General features: G+C 52.7%; 17 protein-coding genes and 1 pseudogene. 6 read left to right on the forward strand and 12 right to left on the reverse strand.

Annotation, left to right across the window (positions count from 1 at the left end):
• Position 1: 1 nt before the first annotated feature.
• The 3 genes from ACB496_RS12525 (at position 2) to mntP (ending at position 2,337) form a co-directional block, all read left to right on the forward strand.
• Positions 2-853 carry a PTS mannose transporter subunit IID gene (locus ACB496_RS12525; RefSeq protein ID WP_154125742.1) on the forward strand — a complete coding sequence of 284 codons (852 nt, stop codon included), beginning with the start codon at positions 2-4 and terminating at the stop codon, positions 851-853.
• A 56-nt stretch (positions 854-909) separates the two neighbouring features.
• Positions 910-1,368, forward strand: a complete 459-nt coding sequence (locus tag ACB496_RS12530; protein ID WP_371972712.1) for a DUF986 family protein — start codon at positions 910-912, stop codon at positions 1,366-1,368.
• A 402-nt stretch (positions 1,369-1,770) separates the two neighbouring features.
• Entirely contained in the window at positions 1,771-2,337 is a 567-nt protein-coding gene (mntP, locus tag ACB496_RS12535) for a manganese efflux pump MntP (RefSeq protein ID WP_100779818.1), read from the forward strand.
• On the opposite strand, the gene rlmA is transcribed toward mntP, so the two are convergent.
• The 4 genes and pseudogenes from rlmA to ACB496_RS12555 form a co-directional block, all read right to left on the reverse strand.
• Positions 2,334-3,149: a 23S rRNA (guanine(745)-N(1))-methyltransferase gene (gene rlmA, locus ACB496_RS12540; protein ID WP_371972713.1), complete on the reverse strand. Its 816-nt coding sequence runs from the start codon at positions 3,147-3,149 to the stop codon at positions 2,334-2,336. The genes mntP and rlmA overlap by 4 nt on opposite strands.
• A gap of 66 nt (positions 3,150-3,215) precedes the next feature.
• The gene (gene ftsI, locus ACB496_RS12545; protein ID WP_371972714.1) at positions 3,216-4,934 is read right to left on the reverse strand and encodes a peptidoglycan glycosyltransferase FtsI; all 1,719 of its coding nucleotides are present in this window, start codon (positions 4,932-4,934) and stop codon (positions 3,216-3,218) included.
• A 219-nt stretch (positions 4,935-5,153) separates the two neighbouring features.
• The gene (gene cspE / locus ACB496_RS12550) at positions 5,154-5,363 is read right to left on the reverse strand and encodes a transcription antiterminator/RNA stability regulator CspE (protein WP_001062678.1); all 210 of its coding nucleotides are present in this window, start codon (positions 5,361-5,363) and stop codon (positions 5,154-5,156) included.
• Positions 5,364-5,375: 12 nt separating this feature from the next.
• Positions 5,376-5,520: pseudogene (locus tag ACB496_RS12555) on the reverse strand (DUF2627 domain-containing protein).
• Here ACB496_RS12555 and ACB496_RS12560 point away from each other — a divergent pair.
• The gene (locus tag ACB496_RS12560) at positions 5,482-5,844 is read left to right on the forward strand and encodes a hypothetical protein (protein WP_107703372.1); all 363 of its coding nucleotides are present in this window, start codon (positions 5,482-5,484) and stop codon (positions 5,842-5,844) included. The pseudogene ACB496_RS12555 and the gene ACB496_RS12560 sit on opposite strands and share 39 nt — an antisense overlap.
• A gap of 197 nt (positions 5,845-6,041) precedes the next feature.
• Here ACB496_RS12560 and ACB496_RS12565 read toward each other — a convergent pair whose 3' ends face one another.
• The 3 genes from ACB496_RS12565 to mgrB form a co-directional block, all read right to left on the reverse strand.
• Positions 6,042-7,031: an MBL fold metallo-hydrolase gene (locus tag ACB496_RS12565; protein ID WP_371972715.1), complete on the reverse strand. Its 990-nt coding sequence runs from the start codon at positions 7,029-7,031 to the stop codon at positions 6,042-6,044.
• Between the two features lie 22 nt (positions 7,032-7,053).
• Positions 7,054-7,344, reverse strand: coding sequence for a YebO family protein (locus tag ACB496_RS12570; RefSeq protein ID WP_107703371.1), 291 nt, complete (start codon positions 7,342-7,344; stop codon positions 7,054-7,056).
• A gap of 73 nt (positions 7,345-7,417) precedes the next feature.
• Positions 7,418-7,561 carry a PhoP/PhoQ regulator MgrB gene (mgrB, locus tag ACB496_RS12575; protein ID WP_100779813.1) on the reverse strand — a complete coding sequence of 48 codons (144 nt, stop codon included), beginning with the start codon at positions 7,559-7,561 and terminating at the stop codon, positions 7,418-7,420.
• 160 nt (positions 7,562-7,721) lie between these two features.
• Between mgrB and ACB496_RS12580 the strand changes: the two genes are divergently transcribed.
• Positions 7,722-7,961 (forward strand): YobH family protein, encoded by a 240-nt coding sequence (locus ACB496_RS12580; RefSeq protein ID WP_319418286.1) that lies wholly within the window; start codon positions 7,722-7,724, stop codon positions 7,959-7,961.
• A 60-nt stretch (positions 7,962-8,021) separates the two neighbouring features.
• Here ACB496_RS12580 and kdgR read toward each other — a convergent pair whose 3' ends face one another.
• The gene (gene kdgR, locus ACB496_RS12585) at positions 8,022-8,813 is read right to left on the reverse strand and encodes a DNA-binding transcriptional regulator KdgR (protein WP_100779811.1); all 792 of its coding nucleotides are present in this window, start codon (positions 8,811-8,813) and stop codon (positions 8,022-8,024) included.
• Between the two features lie 178 nt (positions 8,814-8,991).
• Here kdgR and ACB496_RS12590 point away from each other — a divergent pair, with 178 nt between their 5' ends.
• A complete protein-coding gene (locus ACB496_RS12590; RefSeq protein WP_100779810.1) occupies positions 8,992-10,365 on the forward strand; it encodes an MFS transporter in 1,374 nt (457 codons plus the stop codon).
• A 54-nt stretch (positions 10,366-10,419) separates the two neighbouring features.
• On the opposite strand, the gene htpX is transcribed toward ACB496_RS12590, so the two are convergent.
• The 4 genes from htpX to ACB496_RS12610 form a co-directional block, all read right to left on the reverse strand.
• Complete coding sequence (gene htpX, locus ACB496_RS12595) at positions 10,420-11,301, reverse strand: protease HtpX (RefSeq protein WP_100779809.1); 882 nt, start codon at positions 11,299-11,301, stop codon at positions 10,420-10,422.
• Positions 11,302-11,494: 193 nt separating this feature from the next.
• Positions 11,495-13,543, reverse strand: a complete 2,049-nt coding sequence (gene prc, locus ACB496_RS12600) for a carboxy terminal-processing peptidase (protein ID WP_100779808.1) — start codon at positions 13,541-13,543, stop codon at positions 11,495-11,497.
• A 19-nt stretch (positions 13,544-13,562) separates the two neighbouring features.
• On the reverse strand, positions 13,563-14,249 hold the full coding sequence (gene proQ, locus ACB496_RS12605) for an RNA chaperone ProQ (protein ID WP_100779807.1): 687 nt from the start codon (positions 14,247-14,249) through the stop codon (positions 13,563-13,565).
• A gap of 97 nt (positions 14,250-14,346) precedes the next feature.
• Positions 14,347-14,844, reverse strand: a complete 498-nt coding sequence (locus ACB496_RS12610) for a GAF domain-containing protein (RefSeq protein ID WP_100779806.1) — start codon at positions 14,842-14,844, stop codon at positions 14,347-14,349.
• Positions 14,845-14,975: the final 131 nt, after the last annotated feature.

The raw sequence follows: 14,975 nt of genomic DNA on the forward strand, positions 1-14,975 counted from the left end.
AATGGTTGATATGACAAAAACTACCACTGAGAAAAAACTCACTCCGGGTGATATTCGTGGCGTATTCCTGCGTTCTAACCTGTTCCAGGGGTCATGGAACTTCGAACGTATGCAGGCGCTGGGCTTCTGCTTCTCCATGGTACCGGCCATCAAACGCCTGTATCCGGAAAACAACGAAGCGCGTCGCCAGGCGATTAAACGTCACCTGGAATTCTTTAACACCCATCCTTACGTTGCAGCTCCGGTTCTGGGCGTGACGCTGGCGATGGAAGAGCAGCGTGCGAACGGCGCAGAGATTGACGATGGTGCCATTAACGGTATCAAAGTCGGTTTGATGGGGCCGCTGGCAGGCGTGGGCGACCCAATCTTCTGGGGTACCGTGCGTCCGGTCTTCGCGGCTCTCGGCGCGGGCATCGCGATGAGCGGCAGCCTGCTCGGTCCACTGCTGTTCTTCATTCTGTTTAACGCCGTTCGTCTGGCCACCCGTTACTACGGCGTCGCTTACGGCTATCGCAAAGGTGTCGATATCGTTTCTGATATGGGCGGCGGCTTCCTGCAAAAATTGACCGAGGGGGCGTCAATTCTCGGCCTGTTTGTCATGGGGGCACTGGTTAACAAGTGGACGCACGTTAACATCCCGCTTGTCGTCTCGACCATTACCGGTCAGGACGGACAAACGCGCGTGACCACCGTGCAGACCATCCTTGACCAGTTAATGCCGGGCCTGGTGCCGCTGCTGCTGACCTTCGCCTGTATGTGGCTGCTGCGTAAGAAAGTGAACGCCCTGTGGATTATCGTTGGCTTCTTCGTCATCGGTATCGTGGGCTACGCTATCGGCCTGTTGGGTCTGTAAGTTTTTGCTTTATCCGCCGGGGGCTTGCCCCCGGTTTTTTTTATTCTGGAGGACGAATGACGGTTACGGACATCGTACTGGTTCTGTTTATTATTGCCCTTCTGGCGTACGCCATTTACGACGAATTCATCATGCCGCGCCGCCACGGCGAGACACTGCTCACCATCCCCCTTCTGCGACGCGGTCGGGTTGATGCGTTTATCTTCGCCGGTCTGCTCGCCATTCTGATTTACAACAATGCGATGAGCCACGGTGCTTTATTAACCACATGGTTATTATGTGCGCTGGCATTAATGGCGATTTATCTCTTCTGGATCAGAGTGCCAAAGATCCTCTTCAAAAGTCATGGCTTTTTCTTCGCCAATGTATGGATAGAATATAACCGTATTAAAGAGATGAATTTATCCGAGGATGGCGTACTGGTAATGCAATTAGAGCAGCGACGATTACTCATTCGGGTGAAAAATATTGATGACCTTGAGAAAATATACAAACTAATGGTTAAAACTCAATAGGTTATCATTATAGCAATGGCTATATATTGTCTCCGACTCACCCGAACGATATATAGCCACAGCTATATTCCCTTCAGAATTAACTTATATTCCTTAACGTTATTCTCACCTATAAATCTAAATGAAAATCGTTATCAATTGGTTAATAGAATAATACCTTCCTGTTGTTGTTTTATATTCTCAAAATATGTTAAGGTTGCGCCGTCGTTGGGGAGTAGCCGATTTCCCGTCCCTGGGAAATGTACGTGTCAACATACTCGTTGAAAAACGTGGTGCGTACGGATCGCTTTCTGCACAGTCAGTTCATGTGCACTGAGATCAGGCGAGACCATTGAGACATCAACTGCTGTTTACTGGGGGCAGTGATGTGTCATATGGATATCCCCGGTCTGGACGCTTTAAATGAATATCTCTGCAACGATCCTTCTCGCTTTCGGCATGTCCATGGACGCTTTCGCTGCTTCCATCGGTAAAGGTGCCACACTCCACAAACCTAAATTCTCAGAAGCCCTTCGTACAGGTCTTATCTTTGGCGCTATCGAAACCCTCACCCCGCTGATCGGCTGGGCGCTTGGCATGCTCGCCAGTCAGTTTGTGCTGGAGTGGAACCACTGGATTGCCTTTATTCTGCTGGCGTTCCTCGGCGGGCGAATGGTTATCGAAGGCTGCCGCGGTAATTCCGACGAAGATGAAGCGCCGATCCATCGCCACGGCTTCTGGCTGCTGGTCACCACCGCGATCGCCACCAGTCTGGATGCGATGGCGGTCGGTGTCGGTCTGGCATTCTTGCAGGTCAATATTATCGCCACGGCGCTGGCTATCGGCTGCGCGACGTTGATTATGTCGACGCTGGGAATGATGGTCGGGCGATTTATCGGCCCGCTGTTAGGTAAGCGAGCCGAAATTCTGGGCGGTATTGTTTTAATCGGGATTGGCGGACAGATTCTCTGGTCGCACTTCTACGGTTAACTCTCGCGCTGCCAGCAGTGAAGACTAAAATCTGTCTGGCAGCGGAACACGTCTTGCTTTCCTAAGGTTTCCCACACTTCCGGTTTGGCCCGCCACGCAAATGGCGTCATCTGTAACAGCGCCACCGCCTCTTCACCCGTCAGGCTCATTTCATAGCCCAATGACTGCGCGTGACGCAGCGTAAAACCGTTAAGCTGTTCAGAATGCGGCGCATGCAGGCGAACCTCATCGTAAATCAGCCCTTTCATTTCCATCAGGTGTTTTGGCCCTGGCGTTACCGTGATGACCCATCCGCCCGGTTTAACCACTCTCGCCAGCTCTTCTGCCTTGCACGGGGCGTAAATACGGATAATGGCGTCCTGGCTAGCATCGTCAAACGGCAGACGATGGCTGGAGGCGACGCAGAAAGTGACCTGCGGATAGCGCTTCGCCGCCGCACGGATCGCTGATTTCGACACATCCAGGCCGACGGTTTGCGCGCCTTTTTCGCTGGCTACCTGGGCAAATGCCGCCGTGTAATAGCCTTCTCCGCAGCCAATATCGAGCACAGAAGTGGCGTTCGACTCAAGCATTGTGGCGAGCCACTCAGCGACAGCGTCGCGCAACGGCTGATAATGCCCGGCGTCGAGAAACGCGCGGCGCGCCTGCATCATCTCAGCGGAATCGCCCGGGTCGCGCGAGCGTTTGTGCTGAACGGGCAGCAAATTCACATACCCTTCTTTCGCCTTGTCAAACCGGTGCCCCTGCGGACAGGTATAGCTATTTTCATCGTGCGTCAGCAGCGCGTGGCATAAGGGACAACTGAATGACATGGTAACTCCAGACAATATCAAAGGGCGAAAGTGTACCGCTATTCGCCCTGGTATAAAACGCCTGGCTTAACGCATCACGATAAGATGGTTCGAATCAGGCGGTAAACCGTCCGGCTCAACGTTCTCAATGCGCAAAACATCTCCCATAATCTGGCTGAATACCGGTGCAGAGACCGCCCCGCCGTAATAGCTGCCGTTTTGCGGATCGTTGATCACCACAGCCAGGGCAAACATCGGATGACTGGCTGGCGCCACGCCTGCCGTGTAAGCGACATATTTATCGACATACTTTCCGTCATCACCAATCTTTTTCGCGGTACCGGTTTTTATGGCCACCCGATAATCGCGTACCGCCGCTTTAATTCCGCCACCGCCCGGCAGCGCGACGCTCTCCATCATATGTTCCACCTGATGCACAATCTCTTCCGGCATCACCTGGTGCCCCATAACCGGTGGATCGATACGCGTGATCGACAGCGGCCGCTCCAGGCCATAGCTGCCGATCGTGGCATACACATGCGCCAGCTGCAGCGGCGTGACCATCAGGCCATAGCCAAACGCAAAGGTGGCGCGATCGAGCTGACTCCAGAATTTACGTTGCGGTAACAGGCCGCTGCTCTCTCCAGTCAGCCCCAGCCCGGTAGACGTCCCAAAACCGAAACCCTGATAGGTATCCAGCATATGCTGAATCGGCATCGCCAGTGACAGACGGGAGACGCCCGTATCGCTCGATTTTTGCAGGATGCCGGTAAGGGACAGCTCCGGATAATAGCCGACGTCACGGATGCGATGGCCGTCGAGCGTATAGGGATGGGTATCAATTACGCTGTCGGGCTGGACGAGGCCCTGCTGAAGCGCGGTCATCAAAACCAGCGGTTTGACGGTTGATCCCGGTTCGAAGGTGTCGCTGATCGCCCGATTACGGAAATCATTCAGCGTGGCCCCTTCCCTGTTATTCGGATTGAAATCCGGGAAACTCGCCATTGAGAGAATTTCCCCGGTTTGTACGTTGATCAGCACCGCCGCGCCCGACTCGGCTTTGTTCCACGCGACGGCGTTGTCCAGCGCGTCTTCGGTGATGGTCTGGAGTCGCTCGTCGATGCTCAGCTGGATATTGTGCGCAGGAACCGGCGAGACCTCCGTCAGATTCTCGATCACGTGACCGTAGCGATCTTCCCTGACGCGCCGCACGCCAGGTTTACCGGTCAGCTGCGCGTTGAAACTCTTTTCTACGCCTTCAATCCCCTGCCCGTCGATGTTAGTGAATCCGAGCAAATTGGCCGCCACATGCCCGGCGGGATAAAAACGGCGCGATTCGTCGCGTAGATTGATCCCCGGCAGGTTGAGCTTATCGATCCACTGCGCCTGAGAAGGGTCAACCTGACGGGCAAGGTAAATAAAGCGCCCCTGAGGGGTACTGTTGATCCGCGCAGCCAGGCTGCTCAGCGAAATATGCAGCGCACTGGCAAGCGCCTGCCAGCGGTCATCAAAGCCGACGCCGCCTTTCGCCAGCACCGTTTTCGGATCGGCCCACACGGCCTGTACCGGCACACTCACCGCCAGCGGACGGCCTTCGCGATCGGTGATCATCCCACGCGGGGCATTAATCGCCACTTCGCGCAGAGATCGCATATCTTCCTGTTTTACCAGGTTGTCAGGCTTGATGATTTGCAGCCATGCGACGCGCCCCAGCAGAAAGGCCAGACTGCCTAAAATGGCGATACACAGCAGGACAAAACGCGCCGGGGTGAAGTTTCCGGCAGGATCAGAGGTTTTCTTTTTCACCCGGACTCCAGGTCAGATTAACAACGCCCTGATTTAACGGGAAAAACGTGACATTAGGTGCGAAAACAATGCTTCTAATCTCGCAGCTTTGCAACAAACTACGAACAGAAGCGAACGGGGTAACATTTTGAAAAAAGAGGATTAAAAAAGCCCCGCATACGCGAGGCTTGATGTCTGAGTGTGAGGCGCCGCAGCGCTTCTAAGTCAGCAGGGATTCGATCAGATAGCGGTTACGTTAACAGCAGCCGGACCTTTCTGGCCGTCCTGAATTTCGAACTCAACGTTCTGGCCTTCAGCCAGAGTTTTGAAGCCGTTACCCTGGATTGCAGAGAAGTGTACAAACACGTCTTTGCTGCCGTCAGCAGGAGTAATGAAACCAAAACCTTTAGACTCGTTGAACCACTTAACTTGACCTTTAATCTTTGCCATTTGCAAAATTCCTTAGATTGTTTTCTTAGCCCGCAGGCATTGACATAGATAAAACTGAGACATTACTGCTTGAGGCACTAATATAAGGTTCGGCAGAGAAGCGGTATTCAACGACAACGTGTTTACTCAGGACTTCTTTACTGAAAATGCCACACATAAACAGAACTGTACCTCGTTTGACCCAAAACGTGTTATTACATACAACGATAATTATGGCAAGCCATTTTTAAACGTGTCTAGATCCGCCGCACAAACTCCGATCTCAGCCTGCGACATTATGCACAACTGCATGCGCGCACTGCCGCCGCCAGACCAAAGCGAACCGCAAGACAGGCGCCAGCGTAGCGCCTGTAATCTAAAGCAATTTTACCTTAGCTCAATCTTTGATATAGATCCAGCCAGTGCCGAAAGTTTAATGAATGCAATGATTGAGTTAGAACAATTTGCGAAAAGTTATGCTGAAATCAACGTAAGGGTTTGAGTTTTACACTGAAATAAACCGGCTATAAATTGTGCGGCTTCATCATATATGTCGGAGATGACAGTTTGGTGTATTGCACCAAAATAATGAAACGTCTTTCATTCTGGTGCAAAAGAAAGCAAGAAAAACGTTTCGATGGAAATACATCTGAGGGACAGGGTTGGAATAGAGAATATATTCAGCGAGGCGGTATTAGATCACAGGGATAAATATTGACCAATTTTCAATATTCTAAACTTGTCGTTAATCCCCGCTTCATTTTCCAGCGCCTGAGTAAGCTCCTGCACCGGCTCGTCGAGGGACTCGTCGGCCAGCTCGAACACCCCCCAGTGGATCGGAAATGCGAGCGGCATTCCCATTTGCTGCCAGAGCTTGATGGCAGATTGCGGATCCATATGGTGGGCCGACATGAACCAGCGTGGTGCATACGCCCCGGCGGGCAGCGCGGCGGCGGTAATTTGCCCTAAGCGCTGCGGGATGGCGAGCAAATCTGGCGTATAACCCGTATCACCGCTAAACCAAAACCGCTGTTCTGCCCCTTCACATACCCAGCCGCACCACAATGAGCGATTTCTGTCCCAGAAAGTGCGCATACTCCAGTGCTGGGCCGGAACGGCGGTCAGCGTAATCCCCTGAAACACAGCGCTCTGCCACCAGTCCAGCTCAAGAATATTTTTAGCACCGCGACGACGAAACCAGTCGCCGAGGCCCAGCGGCACAAACACCGTGAGTTCAGGGAAACGCCGCAACAGGTGGCGGACAGTAGCGGAATCGAGATGATCGTAATGGTTGTGGGAAATCACCAACGCATCAATGTGTGGAAGCGTGTCGACGGTTAAAACCGGGGGTGTCTTGCGTTGCGGTCCAAGAAAGGGGAGCGGCGAGGCGCGTCGGGAAAAAACAGGATCGGTCAGCAAATATTGCCCGCTTAAACGCAGCAGCACACTGGCATGACCTAGCCACCAGACGCCATCTTCTGGCCGGTCGTTCAGTTCGGCAGGCTGCCACCACTGGCGGATAAATTCGTCATAACCCGGCGTGGGCGGTTTGGGTAATCCCGCCGCTTTGCGCTCCTTGCGCCACCGCTCGACGTCACCGGGCTGATGGCCAGTAAAGTCGAGGTTGCGAAAACCATCGGGAGCATGATGTTTCAGGGAGGGGTTATACCAGGGATTTTTCCAGACCACAGCCACCTCCCCCGCTCATCCGTTAGCGTTCAGCCACCAGACGAATGAAATCATCTTCGTCTTCGTTTACCACTGCTTCAGCGGCTTTTGGGACTTCTTTCTCTTCCGGCTCGTTAGCTTCGCACAGACGGCGCAGCAACGCATTCTGGCGTTTCTGCTGATCAAGCAACGCTTCCAGCAGTTCAATCTGCTCATCCGTGCGAGAACTGGCGCGATTCACAAAGAACCACAGCGCCAGGCCGATAATCATCACGACCAGAGAGATCGCCAGTGAGGCTACGTTCAGTAGCCCCGAATTCAGTAACTCACCCATTTTACCACCTCAATAAAAACGCCATTTTAGCACTGACGCAGAGGAAGGGTACCATCTGTTAGAAAAATGAATACTACCAGGGGATGAATTGATTTATTGCGCAAATGCCGCTAAAAAACTGTACATCCTGATCGCACATGACATTGATCGTCTGTGTCCACAAAATGACACAGGCAATCAGTACAACAACCAGAATTACCCAGCGAAACTTTTTCACTCCACACTCCGTCTTTTGACCTGATATGACCAGGTTATCACGGTTATCTTAAACAAGGGCTAACTGTACCTGCATCAGAAAATTTTCGGAATCATGCACTTGTTTCATAGAGTAAAACTATTACGCTTAACAGCATTATTAGCAAAAAAATGAGGCATTCATGCGCATCATTATTCGGACAATTATTGTCCTGGCCATTTTATGGATTGGTTTGTTACTGACGGGATACGGCGTGCTGGTGGGGAGCACAGAAAATGCGGCAGGACTGGGGATTCAGTGTAAATATCTGACTGCCAGAGGCACCAGCACCGCGCAATATCTCCACAGTGACAGCGGAATTATTGGTTTATCGAACTGTCCGGTTCTGCGCAAAAGCGAGACAGTGGTCGATAACGGATAAGTCGATTGACTCACAAATACAAAAACGCCGCATTTTCAGCGGCGTTTTTTATTGTTGGATTCAGAACGGATAGTCGTTGTAACCCATTTGTTCTGAAATCTTGCGTGCTGCGGTGTGCAGCATGGCAACATACTCGTGCAGACGCTCTTCAGAGAAGCGCAGCGTCGGGAACGAAATACTCAGGCCTGCAATGACGACACCGAAGCGGTCAAACACTGGAACGCCGATACAACGCAGCCCCTCTTCCTGCTCCTGATTGTCTTCACCGTAACCCTGCTCACGCACGTGATCCAGCACGGCCAGCAACTCTTCGGTGCTGGTGATAGTGCGCTCGGTGCTGCGTTTGTATTCCACACCTTCAAGGATCTCTTTGACTTCCTCGCGATCGCGCCACGCCAACAGCACTTTACCGATGGCGGTACTGTAGAGCGGGTTACGACGACCAATGCGCGAATACATGCGCAGGTTGTACATAGAGTCGATTTTATGGATATAGACAATGCTGTCTTCATCCAGCGCGCCCAGGTGGACGGTCTCTTTCGTTAAGCGTGAAAGCTCGCGCATCTGAATATCCGCGCTGCGGATCAGATCGACGTTTTGCAGCGCGCGGGCACCGAGTTCGAACAGTTTCAGGGTCAGAGAATATTTCTCTGATTCACCTTCCTGTGCGACATAACCCAGGGATTTCATGGTTTGCAGAAAGCGATAAACGGTGCTTTTTGACATCATCACACGCTGCGATAACTCTGTAATACCAATTTCGCGCTCTTCACCCAGCGCCTGTAAGATGCCAAACACCTTCAGCACGGAAGAAACAGAATCTGGCTGCTTATCCAAATCTGCGATTGCCATTTATCACCTCATTGAGAGTGTTTTATAAAAATCAGAACCGGTTTTTATTATAAATTCGTGACCGAGATGCTGCAATCAATCTGCGTTTACTTCGTTACAAATCTGCGACATAAAACCGAAATAACAGTGCTAAAATAGTGATTCTGATAATAATATCACTCTGAGCGTTTCATTTCCCATGGAAAAACTGTCCTCTGATGGCTTGCCCTTACCGCAACGGTACGGCGCGATCGCGACCATTATCATTGGTATTTCAATGGCGGTACTTGATGGTGCCATTGCCAACGTGGCGCTCCCGACCATCGCCAGCGACCTGCACGCGTCTCCCGCCAGCTCCATTTGGGTGGTCAATGCTTACCAGATCGCCATCGTTGTTTCGCTGCTTTCGTTCTCGTTTCTCGGCGACATGTTCGGCTATCGCCGCGTCTACCAGTGCGGGTTGGTCGTCTTTACCCTGACCTCTCTTTTTTGCGCCCTGTCTGACTCACTGCACACCCTGACATTTGCGCGTATTGCGCAGGGGTTCGGCGGGGCTGCGCTGATGAGCGTCAATACCGCACTGATCCGCCTGATATACCCTCAGCGCCAGCTTGGGCGCGGGATGGGGATTAACTCTTTCATTGTCGCAGTCTCGTCTGCCGCCGGGCCGACTATCGCGGCAGCGATTCTCTCGGTGGCGTCGTGGCAGTGGCTGTTCCTGATTAACGTTCCGCTGGGGATTATCGCCCTGCTCTTTGCCCTGCGCTATTTGCCTGAAAACAGTGCTAAGAGTGCTATGCCACGTTTCGATCTTCCCAGCGCAGTGATGAATGCCCTGACCTTTGGTCTGCTGATCACGGCGCTTAGCGGATTTGCTCAGGGACAATCGCTCACGCTCATTGCCGCTGAAATCGTTGCGATGCTGATCATCGGCTACTTTTTCGTGCGCCGTCAGCTGGCGTTGCCCGTCCCTCTTTTGCCTGTTGATCTGCTGCGTATTCCGCTCTTTTCTCTTTCCATCGGGACGTCCATCTGCTCGTTCTGCGCCCAGATGCTGGCACTGGTATCGCTGCCCTTTTTCTTGCAAGGCGTGATTGGACGAACGGAAGTGGAGACCGGGCTGCTGCTGACCCCCTGGCCACTGGCAACCATGGTGATGGCCCCGCTTGCGGGCTATCTCATTGAACGCGTTCATGCGGGTTTACTGGGTGCGTTAGGACTGGTGGTGATGGCAACCGGGCTATTCGCGCTGGCGATGTTGCCTTCTGCGCCAACGGATCTGGATATTATCTGGCGAATGGTGCTCTGCGGAGCCGGTTTTGGTCTGTTCCAGTCACCGAACAACCACACCATCATTACTGCCGCACCGCGCCATCGCAGCGGCGGCGCCAGTGGAATGCTCGGCACCGCGCGCCTGTTGGGTCAAAGCTCTGGTGCCGCACTTGTGGCGCTGATGTTTAACCTTGCCGGGCAGAATGGCACACATCTGGCCCTGTTTACCGCCGGAACGCTGGCGACTATCGCCGCCATTATCAGCGGCCTGCGCGTGACGCAACCCCGAGCTCAGGCATAAAAAAAGCCGGGCGGCAATATCTGCTCAACCCGGCTTCTTTCTCATACTGCTCGCTTACTTGATGTATTCCCCACTGCGCAGCGCTTCGATACGTTTATCCAGCGGCGGATGAGTCATGAATAGTTCGCTCAGCGATTTCGATTTACCATTGATGCAGAATGCCATCATGCTGGTCGCTTCCTGCGGTTCGTAGCTGGTTTTCAGACGCTGCAGTGCAGCAATCATCTTCTCGCGACCCACCAGTTTTGCCGAACCCGCATCCGCATGGAACTCGCGATGACGGGAGAACCACATGGTAATAATGCTCGCCAGAATACCGAATACCAGTTCCAGCACCGTCGCGACAGCGAAGTAAATCAGCGGGTTGCCGTTGCTCTCTTCACCTTCATCACGATTTCCGCCCATAAATCCGGCAGCAATCTGCGCCAGGATACGAGAGATGAAGATAACGAAGGTGTTTACCACGCCCTGAATCAAGGTCATGGTGACCATGTCACCGTTGGCGATGTGGCTGATTTCATGGGCAATAACTGCTTCCGCTTCGTCACGGCTCATGTTCTGCAACAGACCGGTGCTCACGGCCACCAGCGAGGCATCGCGGCGCGCACCGGTGGCAAAGGCGTTAATGTCAGGCGCGTGGTAAATCGCCACCTGCGGCATAGCGATACCCGCCTGGCGAGACTGTTGTGCCACCGTGTTCATCAGCCACTGTTCCATATCGTTACGTGGCTGCTCGATCACTTCACCACCGACCGATTTCAGTGCCATCCACTTGGACATCAGCAGCGAAATAAACGATCCACCAAAACCGAACAGCAGCGCCATAATCAGCAGACCTTGAACGCTGCTCGATTGGATTCCTGTCAGGCTTAGCACAAGCCCGAAAACCACCATAACCGCAAGGTTGGTGACCAGGAAGAGCGCGATTCGCATCATAATTTTCTTTTAACCTCTGTTTAACAAAACGCACTATGCGATTACCCACATCGTATGGGTATTGTGGCCATTTTCAAGGATTCAGGGGGCGTAAGTCACCAGAAAGACACAACTTTACATTGTTTATGGGCTTGCTGACGGGAGGATGCAGAACTAAAAAAAACAGGCACAATTTCTTGTGCCTGTTGAGGTGTTATTTTGCCGGAGCGGGCTGAACGGCGGGCTTGCTCTTTTCCTGGTTTGCCAGGTCGAGAGCGATATGCACCGTCTCATCCAGGTACGGATCGGGCTCTTGGTAATCCTTCGGCAGGTCATCCAGGTTTTTCAGTAACGGCTTGCCTTCACGTTTAAAGCGATCGTTGATGCGTGCCAGACGTGTGGCATCATCTTCGTTGTTCTCTTTTTCACGCTGAGCGAAGTTAAGCGAGACGATATTCCGTTTTTCTTTCAGGGCATTAAAGCGAGCAATGTCCTTCATGATGTACTGGAATTCCGGATCTTTCGCGATGCGATCGTTATGCGCTTTCAGCAGCTCAGGACCGAACTGGGTCATGTCGCCCGCTTTTACGAAGGTGGCAGCATTAATGCTGTCCCACGGCAACGCGTTGTCTTCAAACTTCTCGCCCGTTTCCGTCTCTTCGGTACCGGTCGGCATCATGATGTCCGGGGTCACGCCTTTACGTTGCGTACTGCCGCCATTCACGCGATAGAACTTCTGAATGGTGTACTGTACGGAACCCAGCGCAGGCCACTCAGGACGCAGCATCTGATCGTAAATACGGTTAAGGGAACGGTACTGCTGCACCGTGCCTTTACCGAAGGTGGGTTCACCAACAATCAGCGCACGGCCATAGTCCTGCATCGCCGCGGCAAAGATTTCTGATGCTGAGGCGCTAAAGCGATCGACCAGCACCACCAGCGGGCCTTTGTAGTACACGACGCCATCGGTATCGGCGTCTTCACGCACTTTACCGTTGTTATCGCGAACCTGAACAACCGGACCCGATGGGATAAACAGGCCAGAAAGCGAAACCGCTTCAGTCAGTGCCCCACCGCCATTGGTACGCAGGTCGATAATCACGCTGCTGACATTCTGCTTTTCAAGCTTCTGCAACTGGACTTTGACATCGTCTGTCAGGCCAACGTAGAAGCCCGGAATATCAAGCACGCCGACTTTTTCTTTGCCGACGGTTTTCACGGACATTTTCACGGCGCGGTCTTCAAGACGAATGCGCTCACGCGTCAGGGTCACGATACGGGTTTTGGTGCCTTTACCCGCAGGCAGGATCTCAAGGCGAACCTTGCTGCCTTTCGGGCCTTTGATCTGCGCGACCACGTCATCCAGACGCCAACCGATCACATCGACCATGTTCTGGCCCGTTTGACCGACGCCGACGATACGATCGCCTACGCTAATCGCTTTGCTTTTCGACGCCGGGCCGCCTGCCACCATGGAGTTGATGACCGTATAGTCTTCATCCATTTGCAGCACCGCACCAATTCCTTCCAGAGACAGGCTCATCTCAGTATTGAATTGTTCAGTGTTGCGTGGGGAGAGGTAGTTCGTGTGCGGGTCGATTTCGTGAGCAAAGGCGGTCATCGCCAGGGAGAACACGTCTTCGCTGTTGGTCTGTGCCAGACGACGAATGGCTGATTTGTAACGACGGGTCAGCGTTTCGCGGATCTCTTTCTCATCTTTACCGGTGAGTTTGAGGCTCAGCTCATCGAATTTCACTTTGCCGTCCCACAGCGCATTCAGCTCGGCTTCATCTTTCGGCCAGGGTGCTTTGCTGCGGTCAAGATTAAAGTTGTCGTTGCCGGTAAAGTCCATTGGACGTTCCAGCACTTTCAGCGCGTATTGATAACGTTCAAAACGACGCTTCTGGGATAGGTTGTAGAGATCGTAGAACAGGTCGAGTTTACCGCTGCGCAGCTCATCGCCCACGTCGGTTTTACGTTTTGCGAACTGTTCAATATCACTGGCCAGCAGCACGTTGTGGCTGTAATCCAGCAGGTTCAGATACCGATCGAAAATCTTAGCCGAAAAGGCCTGATCGAGATCGAACTGACGATAATGTGAACGGGTGAAGCGCGAAGTGACGCGCTCACTGACCGTTGCGTGCTGGGTCTCTTCCTTTAAAACCGGGATTTGATCCGCACGCGTTATATCGTCCACTGCGAAGGCGTGGCCTGTTATCGCAAACAGGCCAGCCAGCGCGGTGATCTTAAAAAGAGTGTTCATGCCAGGCTTGGCCTCCGTTTCAGAACACCAGGTGTTCTGCGCGTACAATCATTGACATACCAGAAGTCAGCTGTACACGAACGCCATCTTTGGTGATTTCGAGTACGGTGGCGTCCATCGCATTGTTACCCGCTTTCACCTTCAGAGCCTGACCGACGCTCAGGGCGTTGATGTCAGAAACTGGAGTGTGGCGTTGTTCTTCGCGAGGCGCACGCTGTGCTTTAGCGGCTGGTTTATCAGCACGCGGTTTGCGATCGCTGTTCTCACTACGACGTGGAGCAGGACGCGGTTTACGCTCACGGCGAGGCGCTTCTTCTTGGCCATTTGCCGCAGCAGCTTCGCGTTTTTTCGCCTGCTGCTCAGCACGCTGTGCCTGAACACGCGCTTTGGCCTCTTCAAGCTGCTTACGTGCGTGCTCAACGTGCTGCTCGTCCAGCTCACCGCAAGGGTTGCCGTCGAGATCGACACGGGTCGCGCCCAGCTTGATACCGTAAAGGTAACGCCAGCTTGAAGTATAAAGACGTAAGGCAGAACGCAGTTGAGTTTTGCTGAGATTCATCTCACCCTCAACGCGCGCTACCAGATCCTGAAAAATACCAATTTTCAGGGGACGAGCTTCGCCTTCAGCAGTGAAACACTGTGGGAAACGCTCAGCCAGAAAGGCAATGACTTCTTTACTACTGTTCAACTTAGGTTGATTTTCCATGAAATTTCCTGATTACAACGGACGTTGCCAACTAGCCGCAGGCATGAACAGGCGACATTATAATGACGCCATCAGTAAATGCTACGTTATCCGTTGATTATCCTGCGACGCTCGCAAAGAATTTTTGATAATCGGTCGCGTTTAATACGTTTTCGAGATTAGCGACCAGTTCACGCAGCCCTTGTTCGTCCTCGGCGCTAAAGCGTCCAAAGACCGTGCTGTCGATATCCAGTACGCCAATAATCTGATTTTTCACGGTCAGCGGTAGAACGATTTCGGAGTTACTCGCCGAATCGCACGCAATGTGCCCGTCGAAGGCATGCACATCTTCAACACGCTGAACCTGATTTTGCGCCACCGCAGTTCCACATACACCACGCCCCACAGGGATCCGCACGCAGGCAAGCTTGCCCTGGAAGGGTCCGAGCACCAGCGTTTCCCCTTCCAGAAGGTAGAAACCAGCCCAGTTCACATCCGACAGACGCTCAAACAGCAGCGCACTGGTGTTGGCCAGTGTCGCTAAAAAACTGGTCTCACCTGTCATCAATGCCTGGAAATCGCGGTTCAAATCCGCGTAGAATTCTGTTTTGTTCATTAATCAATCACTTGGTTGTCGTACAAAAAAGAGAGCATAGCCTAATAAAATAAACATTAAATGCGCTCATTCTCAAGATGAATCCCAAGATGAGTTAATATAACGTTAATTAATCCTTTAATGCGCGACTG

Origin of the sequence: Lelliottia nimipressuralis (genome assembly GCF_041464075.1) — a bacterium.
Classification (GTDB): Bacteria; Pseudomonadota; Gammaproteobacteria; order Enterobacterales; family Enterobacteriaceae; genus Enterobacter; species Enterobacter nimipressuralis.